The organism is Neobacillus sp. DY30 (assembly GCF_030123065.1).
Classification (GTDB): domain Bacteria; phylum Bacillota; class Bacilli; order Bacillales; family Cytobacillaceae; genus Neobacillus.
Genome location: NZ_CP126093.1, coordinates 2,837,561 through 2,860,463 on the forward strand (window position 1 = coordinate 2,837,561; position 22,903 = coordinate 2,860,463).

Below are 22,903 nucleotides of genomic sequence, written 5' to 3' on the forward strand. Positions count from 1 at the left end.
GTTTGACTTAAAATGTAGTGTGTTAATATCATCATGGAAGGAAAAATAATCTTCTATATTTATTCACTCATCCATTACGAATTCCTAAAAGTTCGTCTCAGTTTGCTGATGCGATTTTACGCAGGGCTCCTATGCTATTTATTCACTCAAATATCAGTCCAAATGAATACTCTATAGTAAACATGCTATGGAGGTGTATTTATGTATCCTTTAGATAGAAATAAAGGTTTTGAAAGTCATTTTTCTCGATACGGATCAACGTTAGTTTATAAGACTTCAAGCGCTTATCAAGATATTTACGTTATGGATCGAAACGAATACGAAGGAACGCGAGGGAAATTCCGAATACTTCAATTTACATCTGATGCTGTCCAAGGAGTAATAAATTTGGAACAACCGCATTGCCTGGTCGCTTCATACAGTCGAATCACCGTTGAACTAATTGATCACTATGCATCTGATTTTAAAAAAGGATTTATTATTGGCCATGGAATTGGCACTGTGAGCTCTTATTACTCGCATAAATATTTGGTAACAGCGGAGATTGACCCGATGGTCGTCGAGGTATCCAAGAAGTACTTTGGACATACGGGAAAAAACGTGGAAGTCGGTGATGGACTAGCACTCTTAAAAACTCAGGAGGTACAATCTCAGGATATCATTTTTTTGGATGCATACAGCAGCAATGAAATTCCGATTCACCTAACAACAAAAGAGTTTTTTACTCTGACAAACGAAAAGCTGTCCGACAAAGGAATACTAATCATGAATTATATTGGAAAGGTAAGAAAGGATGAATTCTTGCAGTCGCTATACGCGAAGATTTCAAAAATCTATCCCTACGTGAAGCTGTTTGCTACCAATCCCAAGAAAAGATCTAAACAAAATATTTTTTTCGTTGCAAGTCGGCGCGTACTGGAGGACTATTTACCTCGTGAGGCGACCCCGTTGCAGATTATGGGTGAATAGGTGTGAGTATCAATCTTCTTAGCACAATAACCAGAATTTCATAAATTGAGTTATCTAACTAGAACCTATCGCTCTCTTTCAACATAGCTTGTCTAATATAAGGGGATGAAAAAAAATTTCCTTATATAAAATGATAGAAAGGGGGCGATGACCAATGGCAGGACAAACTTGTACTGTAAGTCTGGTTGAAATTGTTATAGCACTGCTATTGTTTTTGGCTTTGGTAGTGGCAATTTTGCTCGGCGCTCGTCCGGACGTTATTGAATGTCTTCAAGAATGCTTAGCTACTACTCTTTGCTTATAATTTAGGCAGGATTTAAATGCGTAGTCTATTAAAGGATCTTCTTAGTCTAGTCTAAGAGGATCTTTTTTATTCCATAACGTTATTTTGCTTATACCAACCATTTGGAACATAAATAGTCTATTGGTAAGTAAATATTCTCAAAAAGGTGGTTATCTCAATGACGAACAGCAATGTGGAATTATGATATATCGTATTTTTTTAAATGAATTTTCTATCGTAGATGTAATTCATCTATATTATGAAAAGGAAATGCTAAATAATATTGAGCAGACTACAAACAAAGTGGAGTATAATTAGAATGCTCACTGTTGCATCTCTAAATAGGAGTAGATCTAAATTGAGATGTGTAGTTTATGTTAGAGTTTCAACCATCATGATGAACAAAAAAACAGCTTAGAAAATCACAACCAAAAACGATATGTATAAGGTGATAAAAATGGAAGCAATCGTCCTAGCTGCTGGATATTCCAGCCGAGCGAAAGCATTTAAAATGACTTTACCACTGGGGCAAATGAGCGTGTTGGAGCAAACAATCCTTAAATTTGATGGATTATGCAGCAGAGTCATCGTGGTAGCTGGGTTTCAAGCGGAAATAATCCAAGAAGAAATTGCAAAAATCAGTAGTAAAAATGCCTATTCTTTTCAGATAAAATTTGTTTACAATGAAAACTTTGATCAGGGAATGTTTACTTCCATTCAAAAGGGCTGCAACGAAATTAAGGCTACAAGCTTCTTTATTACACCTGGAGATTGTCCACTTGTGAAAAAAGAGACACTTCAGCTTATCGCAGACCATAAAGGGAACATAGTGATTCCTAGCTTTCATTATAAAGGTGGACATCCTATCAAGTTATTAAAAGAAGTAAAACAAAAAATTCTCGAAACTGATCCGGAAAGTAATTTACGTGTAGTCCTGAATGGTTTTGAAAAGGAATATATAAATGTAGATGACCCAGGAATACTCATGGATGTTGATACGAAGGAGGATTACCAAAGAGCAGTTCAGTATTATCACGATTATTTTTCTAAATAAATTAATATTTGCGCAGCTCAATTTAATCCACTTGTTTTATTATAAACAGGCAGATTGGAAGGAGCTGCTTTTTTTTAATTGTTTATTGCTAATAGAAAACCGAAAATGAAATTCTTTGTCAAACTCTCTTACATAGTTAGCTAAAGTTTCCCGACATTAAAATATAATGAAAAGAACTAATTTCTTTAATGAAAGTAATCATAAAACATCATCCTCATTGATAAAATCGTAGGAAGAGGCTTCTATTAATCATGTATTTTTTATAAACATCAGTCGAAGGGTGTTGTTGGAATGTGAATCTTAAAGACATAAGCACCTCAGTGCCCAGAAAGGACCATAAAGGAAAGGTATCTGGCCAGTTGGCCTATATTAGTGACGTAAAAGTGGAAAATATGGTTTATGGTGTTTTATATAGATCTCCCATTGCATACGGTAAAATCAAATCCATTCAATTACCAAACCTTCCAGAAGGATATGAGGCGGTTGGAGCAGAGGAGATCCCCGGACCAAATTACGTAAAAATAATTAAAGATGATCAGCCCATATTCGCCAATGAGTGGGTCACATATATTGGTGAGCCGATTCTCATGCTCGTTGGAGAAGACCTAGAAATTCTGTACCGCTTGTTAGAAGTAGTGAAGGTTGAACTGGAAGAACATAAGGCTATTTATACGCTGGATGAAGCAATTAAACAAAAGTCAGCTCCAGGGGTTACGATGGCAAACTATGAATTTGGGGAAAGCTTAGATAGCATTTCAGCTATCGAGCAGGAAGCTCATCAGATCATTGAAGAAGAGTATTATACAGGTTATCAAGAGCATGTTTACCTTGAGCCGCAAGGAATGCTAGCCATTTATAAGGATGATGAAATTGTCGTCCAAGGATCAATGCAATGTCTTTATTATATAAAAAATGCTTTGTTAAGTGCCTTAGCATGTGGTGACGATGACGTAAGAGTGGTTCAAAGTCCAACTGGCGGAGGGTTTGGCGGGAAAGAAGAGTTTCCGTCGATGATGGCGTGTCACGTAGCCGTTGCCGCAAAAGCAGTCAAAAAATCAGTCATGCTCGTGTTCGACCGGTCTGAGGATATGGTCGTAACAACGAAACGGCACCCAGCCAAACTCAAGTATCGAACAGCGATTGATAAGGAAGGAAATATTCTGAGCATGTATGTGGAGATTTATCTTGATGGCGGAGCGAACGTGGGATTGAGCTCAGTCGTGCTGCAGCGCGCATTACTAAACAGTGCCGGTGTTTATAAAATTCCGCATTTTCACGCAAAAGGATATGTCTTAAAAACCAATACCGTTCCGAATGGTGCCTTCAGAGGCTTTGGGGCTCCACAAAGCTTTGCTGGAATCGAAAGTCATATCGGTCATCTTAGTAAACGAGCAAACATCGACCCACTTGAATATAAACAAAAATACCTCGTCAAACAGGGAGACCCCACGATCACCAAAGGAAATTTCCGCGACCCAATATTAATGGAAGAAATGATTGAGGACTTGCTTAACGCGTCCGATTACAAAAACAAAAAAGCAGAGTTTCAAACGTTCAATCAACAAAATCAGCGCTATAAAAAAGGGATTGGAACGTCGTTGTTCCTCCACGGCTGTGGGTTTACAGGCAGCGGTGAACGAGATCATATTAAAGCAAAGGTGAAGCTTGTTAAATCAAAAGACGATAGGGTGTCACTTAAAATATCAAATTCTGATATGGGACAAGGTATTTTCACAACCCTAAGTAAGATTGTCGCCAAAGAACTTGATCTTCCATACGAGGAAATATCGTTCCCTTATCCCGATACAAAGGAAGTTCCAGATTCTGGTCCGACAGTAGCCTCCAGAACGACCATGATTGTTGGGAAATTACTTGAACGAGCCGCGAAAAAACTGAAGGCACAGTGGCAACCAGGGGTTGAACAGGAAGTGGTGGAAGACTATGTTCACCGTGAAATGATTCCGTGGGATGAAAAAAACTTCACGGGAGACGCCTATCCGGCTTATTCATGGGGTGTAAATTTTGTAGAGGTAGAAGTTGATACATTGACAGGGAATGTAAAATTAGAAAAAGTATATGCCAATTATGAAGTAGGGAAGGTCATCGATGACCGTGTGATGAAAGGCCAAATTGACGGCGGCTTAGCACAAGGATTAGCGTACGGATATCTAGAGAAGATGACTTCAAAACAAGGTAAAATTCAACAAAAGAGCATATCCGATTATGGACCTCCCACATCAATGGACGTAGTTTCCATTCAAAGCAAGGTCTTTGATAATCCCTATGCCGATGGTCCATATGGGGCGAAGGGTGCAGGTGAATTGACGTTAATTGGCGGCGCGCCAGCTGTCCAAGCGGCAATTGAGGATGCACTGCAAATTCCTTTTCAGCAAATTCCGGTTACACCTGAAGTCATTATCGAAAGTCTTTTGATGAAAGAAGGTGAAGAAGGATGATTACATTTACGCTAAATGGAAGAAAAATAGAAACAGAAGCTCCTCCTACAGCAAGATTGCTAGATGTAATAAGAGATGAGTATCTGTTAATCGGAACAAAAGAAGGCTGCGGCGAAGGGGAATGCGGAGCATGCAGCGTTTTTGTTAATAACCTTCTGCAAAACAGCTGCCTTATTCCAATTGGGTCGATTGAAGGAGCGAATGTTGTAACCATTGAAGGAATCATGGATAGTGAACAATTTAAAATCATAGACGAGAGTTATTCAAATGCCGGCGGGGTACAATGCGGTTACTGCATACCAGGGATGGTTATGGCAAGTGCAGCTTTATTGTCCAATAATCCTCATCCTTCAGAAGATGAAATACGCGAAGGGATTTCCGGAAATCTGTGCCGATGTACGGGCTACAATATGATTGTCGATGCGATCAACTCTGCAGCGAAAAAAGGGGACGGCTTATGGCAGAAAAAATAACTTCATATCGATTTGATCAATTAGATCAAACGTTGAGCCAAATGAATAAAGAAGACTGTTTAGTTATGGCTGGTGGTACCGATGTGATGGTCCTTCACAAAAGCCGAAGAGGAGTACCACCGAAAATCCGGAAACCCATTATCTTTATTGACCATCTCACTGAGCTAAAACGGGTGTATCAAAAAGGTGGGGATCTCCATATTGGTGCCTGCTGTACCTATAGTGAATTAGTTGATGACCCGTTAATCCCCATTCCTTTAAAGAAGGCAATCAAAACCATTGCCGCACCGGCCATTCGAAACAGAGGGACTTTGGGAGGAAATATTTGCAACGCTTCTCCAGCTGGAGACACACTGCCGTTATTATATGTTTACAACGCAAAGCTATTGCTGCGCTCTGTTAATGGAGAGCGAATCATACCGATTAGCGATTTTATACAAGGTGTACGCAAGGTGCAACGTGAGTCAAATGAGATACTGGCTGAGATCATACTGCCGTCGGTATTAGAAGAGGGTGCTCATGTTGTTTTTGAAAAAGTCGGCAACCGCAATGCAGACGCCATTGCCAAAGTAGGATTTGCAGGATATGTCCGTGTAAATGGTGCTGTCATTGAAGATGTTCGCTTTGCCTTCGGGGCGGTCGGACCTACGATGGTTCGTTCCCTTGATATTGAAAAGAAACTGTGTGGAAAAACATTGCCGCTATCAGACTCAGACATCGCGCAGGTAGTGGCAGCCTTCGATAGAATCATAAAACCAATCGACGACCATCGCTCCACTGCTTTATATAGAAAAACAGTGGCTTTAAATCTATTGCGATATTTTCTTAGTAAGAAGCAATATCAACCAAACTAAGTCAAAAGCAGCATAAAAGGCGAGGAAAGGCAAAACAGAAGATTCCTAGTAAGATTAGTCCTTCATGTGTGGGATGAAAGACAAATCAGAAGAATTCCCAGTAAGATTAGTCCTTCATGAGTACGATGAAAGACAAATCAGAAGAATTCCCAGTAAGATTAGTCCTTCATAAGGATTTTCGTGAAAAAGGGGGGAGCTTAATTATGCTATTGATGGAAAAAGTCGCTTTGCTGAATCGTCAAAACGAAACCTTTGCACTAGCCATGATTATAGAATCAAAGGGCTCAACTCCCAGGCATGTTGGAAAAATGATTGTATACCGCGATGGCACTATAGAAGGCACGGTCGGAGGAGGCTTGGCAGAACACTATATCATCGAAGAGAGTGTAAAGGCCATTCAAAACGGGAAATCAAAACTCGTTGAATACAAACTAAATCGCCACGCAAAAGATGGAATTCAGATGAGTTGTGGCGGAACATTGCGGGTGTTCATTGAGGTGTACACAAGCAGGCCGGAACTGGTTCTGGCTGGAGCTGGTCATTTAGCACATGCGTTATCGAAGCTCGCCGATTCCCTGGAATATCCTTATTGCATTGTCGATGACAGGGTTGGTTATGCAACGAAGGAACGCTTCCCAAATGCAACAAACCTTTTTGTAAACGAGAATATAGAAGACGCTTTACTCGCTGCCAACCTAAATGAAAAGTCTTATGTGATTATTGTGACAAAAGATGGTGATGATCGAGTGTTAAAAACAGCACTCCAATTTCCGATTGCCTATGTCGGAATGGTTGCCAGCAAGCGCAAGGTAATAACCATATTTGAAAAATTAAAAAGTGAAGGTGTCACAGAAGAACAGCTTGAGCAGGTTCGTTCTCCTATCGGATTGGAAATTGGCTCCGAAACCACAGCAGAAATTGCCATCAGTATTATTGGTGAGATCATTAAACTTACCAGAGAAAATAAGCCTGTAAAAGTGAAACAATTAAATAGATCATTACAATGAGATACGGTAGAAGAGGAGAATCCATAAGGGTAATCCTCTTTTTTATTTAGGGTATCGTATAACAGCACTTTGAGAAAATACTTACGTCAAACTCGATATCCTTCATTTTCTAAAATAATCACTTTTTCATTAAAACTGGAATTACCAACCTGTATCGTATTTTGTACCAACCGATAAATAGTATCGCAGGAATGCTTGGCACCAATCACTAACAATGGTACACCAATGATATCAATGTGTAACTTTCTTGAAAATAAACCACCAAGTGACATGGTAAGTGGAACAGTAGGTGATGTATTGGAGAAAATGACTTTTTCATTTACATGAAATTTTTCTAGAAAAAGTAAAGATATTTCTTTCAACGCCGGGACTACAAGTTTGTCCCTTTTCCGTCCTATGGTGTAAACGGAGTTACCATTTTTATCGGTCCCGTGAAATAAAAGTTTTCCAAAATCATTATTGGAAAGTTTGTTGAAAAATTGTACATTTAATATTTCTTCTGAAGTTAATTTTCTCTCCGATTGAGGTAATTGTTTTAGATGATAGGCGGCAGCCAAAGCGGTTGAATGTGTTCCTGCAAAATCATTATAAATATATATCATAAATAATCATCCCTTAAGTAAGAGAACATAAAATAGTGCAGCAACTCGTATCTAGAAAGATTTCTTCTTTTGCTCAAAAGGAAATTGAAATGTACGTAACTTTTTGGAAATGTGATAGTGAATCACAGCAAAAATTCCCCCCATTAAATCGGAAATTAAGTCAAGGTTCGTATCTAAAAGACTCGGTTGATTCTTTATCTTTGGCTTAAAAACTTCATCTTCTATAAACTCCAATAACTCATAAATGGTTCCCAATGCTAATGCTAGACTAAACATAAATAAAATAGTCAGTCTTTTTGGTGTTAATTTACGCTGTATAAATTGCTGGATAACCAAAAATATCCAAAGTGTTAGTGCATATGTGCCAAAGATATGCTGAAGTCTGTCATATAAACTAGAGGTTACATACCAGTTTAAGTACTGCCCACAGTAATCGTTTAAGGTTATAGAAAGTAAGGTGGTAATCCTGATGTAAAGCGGGATCCTCCAATTTTGTTTATTTTCTAAAATCATATAAATGACCCAAAAGAGTAGATTACCCAAAGCCATTCTCATATAGTCAAAATTTTCACCTGCAATAAGTGCTGCGATACAAATGATTTGTATCAATATAAAAAGCGTATCAACAACTTTTTCTTTATACAGTTCAGACACCTCGGATTTTGACTATTCTACATTCATATCTGTTTTCTATAGGCCAATATCGTTGTTTTCAATGAAGCATAAGAACCAATCGCTGCATATCCATAGAACCACCCCATAAAAATACCGGCGATAAAGTGGTGACGATGGCTTATAAAGATTGAAATGCTTAAACCAATGATAAGAGCGATTGTTGGAACGTACTTTTTCTTTACTTTTAATAAAACTTTTATTAATTGTGTAATCAACATGACTAACGGAACTGCAATCACTGCATCCCAAAAGTTCGTATGGATTGTAGGAAAGTCCACACCAATACACCTGCTTATCTTAAAATTCGCCAAAATCAAAAGGCGGCTAAAAATATATATTAAGATTAATATTTGCTAGGCAATATTTTTTTATAAACAATTTAATGAAAAAATTCGCCCTCTGCTTAGGTTATTCCAACTTGTACGTTCAACATTTTTGAAAGAATTTTAAAAGTTGTTCAACAAGTTAGTAAAAACCTATTGAGAATTTTAAAAAAATATAGTATTGTTTAAGAATCGGGTAGCTGTTAAATAGCTATTTGAAAGCGTTTTATCGGTTGTAAGTACAACTATACTATTAAATAAAGGGGGATTAGTATAAGTTAAAAGGTCTATTATAAGTGGTACGTATATTTACGCATCTATGAATCTACATAATAAATATATCTCTCACTAACTTAAATGACTTCAGTATTCAGAATATTGGCTAAAACTTACTATAGGTACTAGGAAATAGGTGTGAGTGGATAGAGAAATCAAAATGGTTGGTAACATAGGAGGAGAAAAGTGAAAATTCATTTTAAAAAATTGCTATTTATTTCTCTCGTATTGCTGTTGTTAATTCCAAGCGGTGTACTGGGCAACGAGCAAACCAGTAACACTAGTAACGCTGAACCACTTGAGTTTCGAAATGCTTCGGTTCATGACCCTTCTATTATCAAAGATCCCAAAACGGGGACTTACTATGTGTATGGTTCTCACATTGATGGTGCAAAATCAACAGACTTAGTAAATTGGGATCGATTTACGAATGGCTATACCACCCCAAATAATAAAGTGTACGGTGATTTGTCCGCAAACCTGGCTGAATCCTTTAAATGGGCTGGAGAAAATGATTCAGACTCAAGAGGCGGCTATGCCGTTTGGGCTCCGGATATTTTTTGGAATAAACATTATGTAAATGAAGATGGTACGAAGGGTGCCTACATGATTTACTACAGTGTGTCTTCCACGTATATCCGATCTGCCATCGGGATAGCAGTATCAAAAAATATTGAAGGACCGTTCAAATATGTCGACACCATTATGTATTCAGGATTTACCAACAAGGAAGTTTATGATCGAAACAGTAAGGTGAATAAGCACTGGAAAAATACGAATATCGCAGCTCTTATTGAAAATGGTGTGATTGATGACGTTAATCCAGATTGGTTTACGGTAAATGGAGAATACAATAATAAACTCTACACCAACGCCATTGATGCCAACATTCTTCAGGCTAAGAATAATAAGTTATATATGACTTACGGCTCGTGGTCTGGCGGTACCTATATTTTAGAATTAGATAAGAAAACAGGATTGCCAAAGTATCCGGGTAAAGACGGAAAAACAGAAGACGGCCGAATGATTGACCGATATTTCGGGACTAAAATTGCTTCAGGCTACGGACGTTCTGCTGAAGGAACGTATGCTGTATATGATAAGGAAACAGGCTATTATTATCTATACATCACGTATGGCGGTTTAGCCTCTGACGGCGGATATCAGATGAGACAATTTAGATCAAAGAATCCTGATGGTCCATATGTAGACGCAAAAGGAAATCCTGCTGTATTCCCAGAGTCCTTTGATATCGGGGTAGGGAACTTCCCAAGTAATAAGGATCATAAAGATATCGGGAATAAAATGATTGGTAACTTCTTATTTAAAAGAGATCTTGGCGAAGCGGGCACAGGAATTGGTACAGGATATCTTTCACCAGGGCATAATTCTTATCTCATTGATGCAGAACTAGGTAAGGAGTTTATTGTTACTCATACTCGTTTCCCGCAGCAAGGGGAAATGCATGAAGTTCGTGTACATCAAACATTTAAGAACCGTGATCAGTGGCCAGTACCAACACCGTACCGCTATGCGGGTGAAACCATTAAAAAGGTGTCCGAAGGTGATGTAACGGGTGATTATAAATACATTAATCATGGAAAAGAAATCACTGGCGGCTTAACCGAGTCAACATGGGTGAAATTGAACAGTGATCACACCGTATCTGGAGCCGTAACAGGAACATGGAAGCTTTACGGGAATTACAAAGCAGAGTTAACCATTGATGGTGAAGGTACGTATGATGGTGTATTTATCCGCCAATATGACCCTACTTCGGAACAGTGGGTGATGACGTTTAGTGCCATGTCGAATGAAGGAATTGTCATTTGGGGAAGTCATGTGGATGCTTCTTCAGATGAAGAATTGGTACAGGCAATCAAACAAGAATTAAGTACTAGTTTCCCATCTAGTGTAATTAGTAATTTGACGCTGCCAACTGTTGCTACAAGAGGGGCGCAAATTACTTGGGAATCTTCTAATCCTGAGGCAGTGTCTGTTGATGGAGTTGTCACACGACCAAGTTCAGATAGTGAAGATGCGGTAGTAGATTTAACCGCGACGATTCAATTAGGTGATGCTAAGGAAACATTGTCCGTAACCGTTACTGTGCTTAAAAAGGAAGCAGGAGGCTTATCAGCTCTCTATGACTTTAACGATGGTCTTAAAGACGCTTCTGGAAAAAAAGCTGACGCAGTCGTGACAGGAGACCGCTTAAATAATACCGGCGGACAAATTACGTTCGCAGAAGGTAAAGTGGGTCAAGCCGCTAAATTTGACGGGAATTCTGGACTGCGTTTAGCAAACGGCTTAATTACGGGTGATACTTACACGGTATCCTTGTGGTTAAAGCCTGAACAAATTACTGAATTTACAACCTCTTTCTTTGGGGCAGAAACAGCGAACAATTGGATTAGTGTCGTCCCTAAAACAGGATGGGGCAATACGATGGTATGGTCACACAATGGCGACCAGTGGTATGACGCTGTAACAAACAGGGTTATACCTACAGGTGAGTGGTCACACCTTGCTTTAACGGTCAATGAAGGAAAAGCTGTTTTTTATATCAATGGTGAAGCTAAATACACAGGTGAAAACTTCCCGAATGTATTTACCTCCATTGATGCTGAATTTGGGTTAGGTGTTAACTACTGGGATATTCCTTTTAAAGGATTAATGGATGAAGTGCGTGTATATGATGGATTAGCCCTTCCGGCAGATCAAGTATTGTCCCTTTACCAAAATCCTAGTCAAACTGAATAGAAATTTGATCAATTAAGGGTGATACATTTTTTGTATCACCTTTTTGGGCTGGTTGAAATTGCTGAATGAGGTGGAAGTGTACATTTTCTACGGAAAAGTGTACATTTTCAACGAAAAAGTGTACAGCTTTTACAAAAAAGCGTACAGTTCCTACAAAAAACCATACAGCTTTTACAAATAATTCGGCATTAATCTGCTCTAGAACATTTCGGTGGTATTTAGAAGGAAAACAATGTAATCTGTAACAGTATATTTTTTATGAGGAGTTGGATGAATGAAGAGTTCAGAGAATAAGCAATCATTAATCGTAGGCCTTTTGTTAGCTGGGGCTTTTATTGCGATTTTGAATCAAACGTTAATGATAACAGCAATCCCTCCAATCATGGATGAAATGAGCGTTACTGCAAATAGTGCACAATGGCTGACCACAGTCTTTATGTTGGTAAATGGGATTATGATTCCAATCAGTGCCTTTTTATTAGAAAAATTTACCACAAGACAGCTATTTATCTCTGCAATGAGTGTTTTTGCATTAGGAACGGTTGTCAGTGGGATCGCCCCCAATTTTGAAATTCTTCTTGCAGGAAGGGTCATTCAGTCTGTAGGGGCGGGAGTCATGCTGCCATTAATGACCACCGTATTCTTACTCATCTTCCCGGTGAATAAACGTGGTGCCGCAATGGGTCTTGTTGGACTTGTGATTTCCTTTGCACCAGCCATCGGACCAGCATTATCCGGATGGGTGACATCTAATTTTTCATGGAGAGTGTTATTTTTTATTATTTTGCCTATTGCTCTTATCGATATTGTTGTCGCATTCTTTTTCTTGAAAAATGTCACAGAGATTTCGAAGCCAAAAGTGGATGTTATTTCAATCTTATTATCGTCATTCGGTTTTGGCGGCCTGCTTTATGGATTTACGAGTGCAGGAAATTACGGCTGGACGCATCCTGCAACCATCCTATCACTTACAATTGGCGGTGTATCACTGATCGTATTTATTTTCCGCCAATTAAGACTGAAACATCCGATGTTGGAATTTCGTGTTTTTACGTTTTCGATATTCCCTTTTTCCGTAGCAATTGGAATGATCAGCTTTATGGGCTTAATTGGCGCAGAAACCATCATCCCGCTGTTTATGCAGAATATGAGAGAGTTTTCTGCCTTTGAGGCAGGGCTTGCTTTATTACCTGGTGCAGTGATTAGCGGGATTATGTCCCCAATTGTTGGAAGAATATTTGATAAAGTCGGTGCAAGGTGGCTTGTGATGGTTGGATTGACTATCATGACTGCTGCTTCATTTGCTTTTACGACTTTAAGTCCGTCGACCACGTTGACATATATTACTGTGCTCTATGGAGTCCGAATGTTTGGACTTTCGATGGTCATGATGCCTGTTCCAACGGCCGCCTTGAATCAGTTGCCAAAACGATTAATTCCCCATGGAGCCGCCATGGATAATACGATGAAAATGATTGCCGCTTCGGTAGGAACTGCAATCCTTGTAACCGTTATGACAACAACAGCGGAAACAGCACAACAGCGACCGGACATTGCCTATCCGGACATACATGGAGCGAACATCGCTTTTATGGTCGTATCTATTCTTTCTTTAATCGGATTGGTTCTTACCTTTTTCATTAAGCATAAATCCCTGCCAAAGGGTGAATCAGAAGGAAAAAAACAAAAAAATGTAGAAGTGAAATTTCAGGAGTAGCAGCTGAGATTTCCAAAAACGTTCCTTACATTTGTAAGGGGCGTTTTTTATTTTAGCGAACAGCTATATTACTCCAAGTTGATTATCCTCAATTCTAGTAAATTCTATAATCTAGGAGGAAGGTTATGGGAAATTGTTCTCGTTTAAGAATGAATAATAAATAGTATTATAGGGGTGTAGAATTGGAAATTTTGTTTATAAATGTAAATATTATTAATGATATGTATAAAGCGAGTAAAGTTTTCGTTAAATAGAACGAAACTAAAAGGAGAAATGGTAAGTTAGAAGTATATTTGTGGTACTTCCCTACTTAAGAAAGGAGGTAAAATTCATAGATTAGGAAAATTATTTGGGGGTACTACTTTTATAGATTTACTTTAATAGATTTAGAGGAGGGATACTCATGAAGAAGCTTAGAAAACAGTTTTTTGCTTTAACAACAATCTTGGTCATGTTGATAGGGATGGTTCTCCCTTATCGGGCACAGGCTGCTGAACCAATTACGGTTGCAGAAGCAATTGCAAATAATACTGGAACAGCAACCGTTGCAGGTTACATAGTCGCTCATACTACGAATGGGCCAACATATAACTTTACCGGTCCATTCGTGGATGATTTTAACTTTGCGATTGCTGATTCACCGACAGAAACGGATAAATCAAAAATACTTCCAGTGCAGCTTCCTAGTAGTTTCCGTACGACATTCGGTTTAAAGTCTAACCCTTCAAATATTGGAAAAAAAGTGGTCATTACAGGTCCACTTCAAGCCTATTTTACAGTACCTGGTTTAAGATCTCCAACAGCCATTACCTTTGACGGCACAACAACGCCCCCAGGAGAAGACCCTATAGATGGCATATCAGGACTAAAAATTCGCGACATCCAAGGTCAATCTCACACTTCACCTTATAAAGATAAAAATGTAGTAGATGTAGCCGGGGTAGTAACGTATGTCGCAGACGGCAGCAATTTCTACATGCAAGATCCTAATCCAGATGACACTACACAAACTTCGGAAGGTATTCTCGTATACAAGCCATCGCATGGTGTTGCTGTAGGTGATAGTGTAACCGTTTCAGGCCTTGTAAAAGAGTGGGTTCTAGACGGTTACGCCGAAAAGCTCCAAACCGATTTAGCGATGACAGAAATCAATGCTCAATCCGGTAAAATTACTAAGGTTTCTAGTGGAAATGAACTTCCGACTCCACTTGTAATCGGTAAGGATGTGATTCCACCGTCTTCAGTCATTGATAACGATCAATTCGGGACATTTGATCCTTTAGAAGACGGCATTGATTTTTATGAAAGCCTAGAAGGAATGCTTGTGACCCTAGAAAATCCAACGGTAACAGGACCGCAGAAATACGGGGAAGTGCCTGTTATTTTGGGTCAAGTGGATGGGAAAGCATATACAAAAGAAGGAACACCACTATTAACAAAAGAAAATCAAAATCCAGAGAAGATGCTTCTACAGCTGGACGATCGCAACTTTGTAACCAAAGCGGGTGACTCTTTTAATGGAAATGTCACCGGTGTGGTTAGCTATACATTTAGTAACTTTAAGATTCTAGCAAAAGCAGCAGATTTACCAGAGTTAGTGGAACGTGAAAGAACGAATGAAGTAACGACGATTCAAAAAGAAGAAGATAAATTAACCATCGCAGGCTATAATATCGAAAACTTTGTAGCAACAGATACTGCGAAACGCGATAAGCTCGCAAAATCAATGGTCGAGAATTTAGGTTCTCCAGATATCATTGGTCTTGTAGAGGTTCTTGATGAAAGTGGAGAAACCAATAATGGTGTGGTCAAAGCGGATGCTAACTACAAAGCATTAAGTGATGCCATCCAAGGTTTTGGCGGACCAGCCTATGCTTGGACAGAAATTGCTCCTGAGAACGGTAAGGATGGCGGCGTGCCAGGAGGAAATATCCGTGTAGGATATCTATACAATCCTGATCGTGTGACGCTAAACGAGGCACCAAAGGGAAATGCCACAAGTGCAGTTGCGTATGAAAATGGTTCTTTAACATTAAATCCTGGCCGCATTGATCCAACAAATGCTGCATTCAACAGCAGCCGTAAGCCGCTTGCAGCGGAATTTACCTTCCAAGGAGAAGAAGTTATTGTCATAAACAATCACTTCAACTCAAAAGGTGGAGATCAGCCTTTATTTGGAAAAAACCAGCCGCCGTACCTTGAAAGTGAAGCGCAGCGTGTGCAAATTGCAACCATTGTGAATAACTTTGTTTCTGACATAAAAGAAAAGAATGAAGACGCCAATGTAGTGGTATTAGGCGACTTAAACGATTTTGAGTTTTCCGCACCTCTAGCAGCATTAAAAGGTGATGACTTAACGAACTTAGTTGAAACACTGCCTGCTTCTGAAAGATACACATATAACTATCAAGGAAATGCACAAGTGCTAGACCATATTCTAGTATCTAATAACTTAGCAGAGGCAGCTACATTAGATATCGTAAACTTTAACTCTCCGTATATGGAAGAACATGGACGTGCAAGTGACCATGATGCACTAGTGGCTCAATTAGATTTAGCAGCAGAAGAAGGACCATTTTCGCTGTCGCTTCTTCATACAAATGATACACATGCCTATGTAGAGCAATTCCCTCGACTTATCACAGCTGTGAACGAGTTGCGTTCCCAGAAGGAAAACAGCCTGTTGTTAAACGCAGGGGATGTATTCTCAGGGACTTTATATTTCAGACAATATTCAGGTCTAGCAGACTTGTATTTTATGAATCAATTAGGGTTTGATGCGATGACACTCGGAAATCATGAGTTTGATAAGGATTCGGCGACGCTGGCCAACTTCATTAAGCAGGCAAAGTTCCCAATCGTGTCTTCCAACGTAAATATGGCAGATGATGCTGAACTAGGACCAATATTTAATACCTCAATCGGTGGAAGTAATGAACAAGGAGAAATCTTCACGGCGATTATTAAAGAAGTGGATGGAGAAAAGGTAGGAATCTTCGGATTAACTACGGAAGATACAGCGTTCTTAGCGAATCCTGAAGATAATATTGTGTTTGAAGATGCCGTTGAAAAAGCAAATGAAACAATTGATAGACTTGAAGCACGAGGTGTAGACAAAATTATTGCTTTATCCCACTTAGGCTACCAGCCAGATTTAGATTTAGCTGAAAAGGTAGACGGCATTGACGTAATTGTTGGCGGACATTCCCATACAAAACTAGATGCCCCTGTTGTTGTCGAAAAAGAGGAGCCGACATTAATCGTCCAAGCCAATGAGTATTTAAAATACCTTGGTGTTCTTGATGTAACGTTTGATGAAAATGGGGTAATAGCGAATTACTCTGGAGAATTAAAGGATTTAAGTAAGTATACAGAGGACGCAGCTGCAAAAGCGAAGGTGGAGGAGTATAAAGCTCCATTAACAGAACTACAAAAACAAGTAGTTGGAAATACATCCGTTCCGTTAAATGGTGAACGTGCGGATGTTCGCAGCAAGGAAACCAATTTTGGGAACTTAATTGCAGATGGAATGGCTGCTAAAGCAAATGAGTTTATCCCAACGTATATTGCGTTGCAAAATGGCGGCGGAATACGTGCCTCTATCGATCAAGGAGATATCACACTAGGGGAAGTATTAACGGTGCTGCCTTTTGGTAACAACCTAGTGACACTTGATTTAACAGGAAAAGAAATACTAGCAGCGTTAGAGCACAGCGTGAGCGCACCTGGTCAAGGTTCATTCATGCAGGTATCAGGGTTAAAGTTCAAATACGATCCTGCGAAGCCTGTTGGTGATCGCGTCTGGCATGTTGAGGCATTAACCGCTGATGGTTATGAAGAACTTCAGATGGATAAAATTTATCGCGTAGCTACCAATGCATTCACTGCGGACGGTGGCGATGGATACAGCATGTTTAAAACCGCGAAGGACGAAGGTCGTATCACGGAGTTATATATTGTAGATTTTGAAGTGTTTACTTCTTATTTGGAAAAGGTCAATCCTGTATCACCTGTGGTAGAAGGTAGAATCGTACAAGAAGTGGCGGATAGCTCAGCTCCAGGAGCTCCTTCTGTAGATGAAGTAACAGACCAATCTACACACGTTTCTGGAACAACAGAACCAGGAGCACGAGTTGAAGTGTCTGTTGATGGTACTCTTGTAGGTACAGGTCCTGCATTAGAGAATGGTAGTTTCATAATTGAGATTACAAAACAGGCAGCTGGAACACAACTTGTAGTAACAGCAACAGATGCTGCAGGTAATGTAAGCGAAGAAACAGTAGTGACGGTTAAAGATGTAACACCACCGGATGTGCCACAAGTAAATCTTGTCATTCATAATGATACGTTTGTTACCGGCTCAGCAGAAGCTGGTGCAACGGTTAAGGTCATGATGGGCAAGGTGGAGCTAGGTACAACTGTGGCAGATGCGAACGGTAAGTTTAAAGTATCAGTGCCAAAGCAAAAACATAAGAATCTATTAACCGTAACAGCAACAGATGCTGCTGGAAATGCTAGTAAGGCAACAATTGTCGACGTTTTAAAGAAAAACGGGAAGTAAGAAAGAAGGCAGGTTGCTGTTTAGGCAACCCGCCTTTTTTATGAGTAGCTTTACCAGTAAATGAAAGGTATAAGGGAGGCTATTAAGAAAAAGTTTAATACGAAAGTAATGAATAAAAGAGTGTAAAATATAAAATGCATTATTCCAAGAAGGAGTAATGCATTTTATATTTTACAGATAACTTTGAAGAATTGAGAAAGTTGGGCTTTCTAGGTTCAAGTTAACACAATATCCTACCGAGGCATATCGTAAATCAAACGCTTAAGTTGAATGAACATAATGAGAATGAAAGAATTATTTTCTCACCCAACCCTTTTATACTCTCCTTTCTAATAATCGGTTGAGACGATTTGCAAATATTTAATAAATTCCCTTTCTAGATAGCTAAAATATTGATTATTTAATCGAATCCATCCGAATGGAATTGTTGTAATTCCACAATCTATTAATGGAATAAGAACAATGCTTCCATTCTTTACATAGATATCATCATTTAATGCCAAATCAATAATAAAGCTAATCGCTATGCCATCAACAACCGCTCTTTTTACGGTTTCTGAATTATTCGACATAAACAGAACTTCCATTTCCCCATGATCATTGAAAAACTGTTCAATAAATTTTTTCATATTAACCCCATTAAACATGGCAAGGGGTTGATCTAAAATTTCCTTTGGAGATAACGTGTGATGTAAAGATAGAGGGGAGTTTTTATTGACACAGACATTTAATTTTCCAGATACTAAGGTCCCATATTTTAAATCATTCGAGTTTTGAATATTTTCATTAATGTATACTAATCCAATATCGATCCTATTATTTCTAATATCATCAATAATTTCATTATCTGCTTGTTCCGTTATTTCCAGTTTAACCCCGGGATAATCTTTTTTAAAAAGCGGAATTACTTTTAATAATAGGGCCATTACACTCGGACTTGATGAGATTTTTAATTTCCCATTGATACTGGACGTTATTTCTTGAGCCTCTTCTTTTAACAATTGAAGCTTGGAAACAATTTCAAAAGCTATTTTTACAATTTTTTCACCATCTTCTGTGAGTAGGGTTCCTGATTTTGATCTTTTAAATAGTTTCATACCTATTTCATTTTCTAAATTACTAATGGATCGACTAATTCCAGACTGTGATATCTTTAGATTTTCAGAAGCAATGGAGATGGATTTCGTTTTCGCAACTTCGACAACATACTCTAATTGTTCAATATTCATAGTAAACTCCTTTGTATGAGTATTAATCAAGTATACATGACTAAATGATATTTTACATGCTTTGGAATCAATAATAAAATATTAAGAGTTGAGTCAACAGCTAGTTATTATAAGGAGGCAAAATAGGAAAACTAAGCTCATAATCAAATGATTGTCACAGAGATAGATGATATTAATCAATTCAATAGAGTATCCTATCAAGTAAATATTAGTGTGCATTTATTATTTACTTGTATGTTAAATAGAAAAAGGAGTGTCCGTTCTGAGAAACCTATCATTGAAAAAGTACACTATCATCGTTCTAGCATTATTCATCATTTCAGGTTGTCAGGGTCGATACTATGTTGTTGAAGAAGATACAAAAATTTCAAATCAGCAAACAAAAAAAGATGATAAAGAAATGAACAACCATCTTAATCTAGATGATCAAAAAACTTCAAAAGATAAAGCTCCAACTAACGAAAAGCAATCCAATACGAAAAAGCCCGAACAAATAGAACAACCAAACACCGAAATTCAACAAAAGCAATCTTCATCTGTAAAAGCATCTCCAATTGCTGTTAAAGAGGAACCATCTAAATCAATCGATAAACCAGTAGAAAAACCAGTAGAAAAACCTGCAGAAAAACCAGTCGAAAATAAAGATTCTATACAAGTAGTTGCTCAACCGAATAGTATTCCGGTAGTGGTTAATAAATCATTATCCTTGCCTGAAAATTTTGTGCCACAAAATCTCATGTACCTTAATGTTCCTTTTATCTTTTCAGGTAATAGTGAAAAACGGATGATGAGAAAAGAAGCAGCTATAGAGCTAGAACGTCTATTTGCAGGGGCAAAGAAAGAGGGAGTGACTCTTTTAGGAGTTTCAGGATATCGCTCTTATCAAACTCAAAAAGCTCTTTTTGAACGTTATGTAGCCATTGATGGGTATGAAAAAGCTAGGACATACAGTGCACTTCCTGGTACAAGTGAACATCAGACAGGACTAGCTATTGATGTAACAGGAGGAAATGGAAAGTGTCCAGCAGAAGATTGCTTTGCTGGCACGATAGAGGCTGCTTGGTTAGAGAAAAATGCAGCAGAATACGGTTTTATTATCCGATATCCAAAAGGAAAAGATACGATTACAGGGTATAAATATGAACCCTGGCATTTGAGATATGTAGGGAAAGATGTTGCGGTAGAAGTTTCAACAAAAGGGATTACTCTTGAAGAATATTTTCATACACTGCCAGTCTCTAACTAACGAAAAGTCCTGGACCATCAGGGCTTTTTTTATATGTTTACTAATCGTAAGACAAAGGATTCGTATAGAAAAGGAGCTCTAAGCTATGAAGGATCATAAGAAAGAACAAGCGCTTGTTCAATTTATCGTAGAAAATAAGGAGAATTTTTATAGGTTAGCTTTTAGTTATGTGAAGAATAAAGATGATGCATTAGATATTGTACAGGAATCTATTCATAAGGCGCTTTTATCACTTGGCAGTCTAAAAGAAGAACAGAAACTTAAAAGCTGGTTTTATAGGATTGTTGTTAATAAATCTTTGGACTTCTTAAGAAAACACAGAAGAATCAATGTGATGGATGAGGCAACTCTGGAGTTTTATAGTAATGGAAATCATGATGTCTATCAGGATATTGATCTTGAAAGATGTTTAGACGATTTGCCAGAGAAGTTTCGAACAGTGATAGTGCTCCGCTATTTTGAGGATTTAAAAATTGAGGAAATTGCTGAGATATTGAAGGAAAATCAAAATACGATAAAAACCCGATTATATAGAGGATTATCTATGTTAAGAATTCAGATGGAACACACCAAGTTAGTAAAGGAGAGATAGAATGGATAAAAATATAGAAAGGTTAAAATCTAAATATATGGATATAGAAATTCCTTCAGATCTCGATGATGTAGTTAATAGAGCTTTAAATAGTTCTCGCAAAAAGAACAGAACAGCTATAAAAATATTACCTATTTTATTTAAAAATCAAAATTACATTGAAACTATTAGTGAAAATATTAAAGATCAAATGAAACAGCAAATGAAGGAAGATAAAACTAAGGTATACTGGATCCTTGATGCAGGAGTGGAAAATCCAATAGACCCGTTTGAAAACATAACAGCAAACCATAACTTTTATATAAACCAGGATAACAAATTAGTTATTTCTTTTGATAAATATGAAGTGGCACCGGGGTATATGGGGGTCGTAGAATTTATTATTCCTACTGATTTACTTTCTGATGACTTATTAGGTAGTGAATATATAAAGTAAAAATATTGGTTTTTAAATTTAATTAAATAAGGGATTTTAGAGGAAATTGATAACATATCTTGGAGAGGAATTTGTTAAGATACGTATTTTTAAGTAGAAAATAAGGATTTTCGAAACTGAGTAAAAAATTGAAAAAATACTCATTTATTGCAAACTTTTCTCATCCTTTGGTACGTCTTAGTATGGTGAGACAACAACAAAAGGGGAGAATTAGGGATGCAACAATTTAAAAAGAAGGTTTCTATATTATTCATAGTTTTTATTCTATCGTACGCCGGTTTTAGTGAAACGTCCTTTATTCAAAAAGCAATTGCAGGAGAAAACAACTATGCAACAACCGCAAATTTGAATGTCCGAACAGGACCTTCCACGAAATACGCCATTTTAGGGGTTATCAAAAAAGGCGAACGAGTTGACGTAAAAAGTGCAACAGGGACAGGATGGTATCAAATCCTCTATAAAGAGAAAAAAGCGTATGTAAGCGGTCAGTACGTGAAAAACATGATTAATGAACAATCGGAAGAAAAAAACTATGCAACAACCGCTAATTTGAATGTACGAACAGGACCTTCCACGAAATACGCCATTTTAGGGGTTATTAAAAAAGGCGAACGAGTTGACGTAAAAAGTGCAACAGGGACAGGATGGTATCAAATCCTCTATAGAGAGAAAAAAGCGTATGTAAGCGGTCAGTATGTGAAAATTATGAATAAGGAACAATGGGAAGAAGAAGTGATTCCTGTGGTGGCAAAACCGGATGACCTTGCCGTATTAATTAATAAACAGAACAAATTGCCGGAAAATTTTGTGCCGAAAAACTTAATCGATTCAGGAATCTCATTTCCTTTTACGAATAGCACAGAAAAACAGAAATTACGAAAAGAAGCGGCCCTTGCTATTCAAACATTAGTGCGTGATGCAAAAAAAGCAGGGTACATGATTGTTGGTGTTTCTGGTTACCGTTCGCACAAGACACAAGTTTCGTTATTTGAATCATACGTAAAACAAGATGGGTATGAAAAAGCTCGTATGTATAGTGCGATTCCTGGCACAAGTGAACATGAAACCGGACTCGCAATTGACGTGGGAAACAGTAGTGCAACATGTGCAGCAACATCTTGTTTTCAGAACACAAAAGAAGCGAAATGGTTGCAACTTCATGCAGCTGAATATGGGTTCATTATTCGGTACCCAAAAGGAAAAGAATCCATAACTGGGTATCAATATGAACCATGGCATCTTCGATATGTCGGAAAAGATGTCGCAACAGAAATTATGAAACAGGGAATCACACTTGAAGAGTTCCACAAGGGACTATTGGTAAAACAAGGTCCATCAAAAGTCCTTTCAAACGCTAAATAAATTCTGCATAGCCATGTGGTGAATG

General features: G+C 38.1%; 18 protein-coding genes. 14 read left to right on the top strand and 4 right to left on the bottom strand.

Annotated elements, in window-relative coordinates; genetic code table 11:
- The first annotated feature begins 201 nt into the window (after positions 1 to 201).
- From QNH29_RS13685 to QNH29_RS13715, 7 genes are all read left to right on the top strand, one after another.
- On the top strand, positions 202 to 969 hold the full coding sequence (locus QNH29_RS13685; RefSeq protein ID WP_283865299.1) for a spermidine synthase: 768 nt from the start codon (positions 202 to 204) through the stop codon (positions 967 to 969).
- 154 nt (positions 970 to 1,123) lie between these two features.
- Entirely contained in the window at positions 1,124 to 1,273 is a 150-nt protein-coding gene (locus QNH29_RS13690) for a hypothetical protein (RefSeq protein WP_283865300.1), read from the top strand.
- A 436-nt stretch (positions 1,274 to 1,709) separates the two neighbouring features.
- A complete protein-coding gene (locus QNH29_RS13695) occupies positions 1,710 to 2,306 on the top strand; it encodes a nucleotidyltransferase family protein (protein ID WP_283865301.1) in 597 nt (198 codons plus the stop codon).
- A 293-nt stretch (positions 2,307 to 2,599) separates the two neighbouring features.
- Complete coding sequence (locus QNH29_RS13700) at positions 2,600 to 4,762, top strand: xanthine dehydrogenase family protein molybdopterin-binding subunit (RefSeq protein ID WP_283865302.1); 2,163 nt, start codon at positions 2,600 to 2,602, stop codon at positions 4,760 to 4,762.
- The gene (locus QNH29_RS13705) at positions 4,759 to 5,235 is read left to right on the top strand and encodes a (2Fe-2S)-binding protein (protein WP_283865303.1); all 477 of its coding nucleotides are present in this window, start codon (positions 4,759 to 4,761) and stop codon (positions 5,233 to 5,235) included. The genes QNH29_RS13700 and QNH29_RS13705 overlap by 4 nt, the downstream gene beginning before the upstream one ends.
- Complete coding sequence (locus tag QNH29_RS13710) at positions 5,220 to 6,089, top strand: FAD binding domain-containing protein (protein ID WP_283865304.1); 870 nt, start codon at positions 5,220 to 5,222, stop codon at positions 6,087 to 6,089. The genes QNH29_RS13705 and QNH29_RS13710 overlap by 16 nt, the downstream gene beginning before the upstream one ends.
- 116 nt (positions 6,090 to 6,205) lie before the next feature.
- Entirely contained in the window at positions 6,206 to 7,096 is an 891-nt protein-coding gene (locus QNH29_RS13715) for an XdhC family protein (protein ID WP_283865305.1), read from the top strand.
- An 86-nt stretch (positions 7,097 to 7,182) separates the two neighbouring features.
- Here the strand turns inward: QNH29_RS13715 and QNH29_RS13720 are convergent, their stop codons facing one another.
- Genes QNH29_RS13720 through QNH29_RS13730 form a run of 3 tightly spaced genes read right to left on the bottom strand, consistent with a single transcriptional unit; the run spans position 7,183 to position 8,651 of the window.
- The gene (locus QNH29_RS13720; RefSeq protein ID WP_283865306.1) at positions 7,183 to 7,698 is read right to left on the bottom strand and encodes a DUF3189 family protein; all 516 of its coding nucleotides are present in this window, start codon (positions 7,696 to 7,698) and stop codon (positions 7,183 to 7,185) included.
- A 51-nt stretch (positions 7,699 to 7,749) separates the two neighbouring features.
- Complete coding sequence (locus QNH29_RS13725) at positions 7,750 to 8,352, bottom strand: DUF2238 domain-containing protein (RefSeq protein WP_283865307.1); 603 nt, start codon at positions 8,350 to 8,352, stop codon at positions 7,750 to 7,752.
- 23 nt (positions 8,353 to 8,375) lie between these two features.
- Complete coding sequence (locus QNH29_RS13730; protein ID WP_283865308.1) at positions 8,376 to 8,651, bottom strand: hypothetical protein; 276 nt, start codon at positions 8,649 to 8,651, stop codon at positions 8,376 to 8,378.
- Positions 8,652 to 9,158: 507 nt separating this feature from the next.
- On the opposite strand from QNH29_RS13730, the gene QNH29_RS13735 reads away from it, so the two are divergent.
- From QNH29_RS13735 to QNH29_RS13745, 3 genes are all read left to right on the top strand, one after another.
- Complete coding sequence (locus QNH29_RS13735; RefSeq protein ID WP_283865309.1) at positions 9,159 to 11,735, top strand: lipocalin-like domain-containing protein; 2,577 nt, start codon at positions 9,159 to 9,161, stop codon at positions 11,733 to 11,735.
- Between the two features lie 274 nt (positions 11,736 to 12,009).
- Positions 12,010 to 13,452, top strand: a complete 1,443-nt coding sequence (locus QNH29_RS13740; protein WP_283865310.1) for a DHA2 family efflux MFS transporter permease subunit — start codon at positions 12,010 to 12,012, stop codon at positions 13,450 to 13,452.
- A gap of 403 nt (positions 13,453 to 13,855) precedes the next feature.
- Positions 13,856 to 18,013 carry a 5'-nucleotidase C-terminal domain-containing protein gene (locus tag QNH29_RS13745; RefSeq protein WP_283865311.1) on the top strand — a complete coding sequence of 1,386 codons (4,158 nt, stop codon included), beginning with the start codon at positions 13,856 to 13,858 and terminating at the stop codon, positions 18,011 to 18,013.
- Positions 18,014 to 18,342: 329 nt separating this feature from the next.
- On the opposite strand, the gene QNH29_RS13750 is transcribed toward QNH29_RS13745, so the two are convergent.
- Entirely contained in the window at positions 18,343 to 19,242 is a 900-nt protein-coding gene (locus QNH29_RS13750) for a LysR family transcriptional regulator (protein WP_283865312.1), read from the bottom strand.
- A 277-nt stretch (positions 19,243 to 19,519) separates the two neighbouring features.
- Here QNH29_RS13750 and QNH29_RS13755 point away from each other — a divergent pair, with 277 nt between their 5' ends.
- The 4 genes from QNH29_RS13755 (at position 19,520) to QNH29_RS13770 (ending at position 22,878) form a co-directional block, all read left to right on the top strand.
- Positions 19,520 to 20,488: a M15 family metallopeptidase gene (locus tag QNH29_RS13755; protein ID WP_283865313.1), complete on the top strand. Its 969-nt coding sequence runs from the start codon at positions 19,520 to 19,522 to the stop codon at positions 20,486 to 20,488.
- 85 nt (positions 20,489 to 20,573) lie between these two features.
- On the top strand, positions 20,574 to 21,080 hold the full coding sequence (locus QNH29_RS13760) for an RNA polymerase sigma factor SigV (RefSeq protein WP_283865314.1): 507 nt from the start codon (positions 20,574 to 20,576) through the stop codon (positions 21,078 to 21,080).
- A 1-nt stretch (position 21,081) separates the two neighbouring features.
- Positions 21,082 to 21,516 carry an RsiV family protein gene (locus QNH29_RS13765; protein WP_349654902.1) on the top strand — a complete coding sequence of 145 codons (435 nt, stop codon included), beginning with the start codon at positions 21,082 to 21,084 and terminating at the stop codon, positions 21,514 to 21,516.
- A gap of 216 nt (positions 21,517 to 21,732) precedes the next feature.
- Complete coding sequence (locus QNH29_RS13770; protein ID WP_283865315.1) at positions 21,733 to 22,878, top strand: D-alanyl-D-alanine carboxypeptidase family protein; 1,146 nt, start codon at positions 21,733 to 21,735, stop codon at positions 22,876 to 22,878.
- Positions 22,879 to 22,903 lie beyond the last annotated feature (25 nt).

Coding starts and splice junctions, on each gene's coding strand:
- QNH29_RS13685 (WP_283865299.1), top strand. CDS start 202: ATGTATCCTTTAGATAGAAATAAAGGTTTTGAAAGTCATTTTTCTCGA.
- QNH29_RS13690 (WP_283865300.1), top strand. CDS start 1,124: ATGGCAGGACAAACTTGTACTGTAAGTCTGGTTGAAATTGTTATAGCA.
- QNH29_RS13695 (WP_283865301.1), top strand. CDS start 1,710: ATGGAAGCAATCGTCCTAGCTGCTGGATATTCCAGCCGAGCGAAAGCA.
- QNH29_RS13705 (WP_283865303.1), top strand. CDS start 4,759: ATGATTACATTTACGCTAAATGGAAGAAAAATAGAAACAGAAGCTCCT.
- QNH29_RS13710 (WP_283865304.1), top strand. CDS start 5,220: ATGGCAGAAAAAATAACTTCATATCGATTTGATCAATTAGATCAAACG.
- QNH29_RS13715 (WP_283865305.1), top strand. CDS start 6,206: ATGAGTACGATGAAAGACAAATCAGAAGAATTCCCAGTAAGATTAGTC.
- QNH29_RS13720 (WP_283865306.1), bottom strand. CDS start 7,698: ATGATATATATTTATAATGATTTTGCAGGAACACATTCAACCGCTTTG.
- QNH29_RS13740 (WP_283865310.1), top strand. CDS start 12,010: ATGAAGAGTTCAGAGAATAAGCAATCATTAATCGTAGGCCTTTTGTTA.
- QNH29_RS13745 (WP_283865311.1), top strand. CDS start 13,856: ATGAAGAAGCTTAGAAAACAGTTTTTTGCTTTAACAACAATCTTGGTC.
- QNH29_RS13750 (WP_283865312.1), bottom strand. CDS start 19,242: ATGAATATTGAACAATTAGAGTATGTTGTCGAAGTTGCGAAAACGAAA.
- QNH29_RS13760 (WP_283865314.1), top strand. CDS start 20,574: ATGAAGGATCATAAGAAAGAACAAGCGCTTGTTCAATTTATCGTAGAA.
- QNH29_RS13765 (WP_349654902.1), top strand. CDS start 21,082: ATGGATAAAAATATAGAAAGGTTAAAATCTAAATATATGGATATAGAA.
- QNH29_RS13770 (WP_283865315.1), top strand. CDS start 21,733: ATGCAACAATTTAAAAAGAAGGTTTCTATATTATTCATAGTTTTTATT.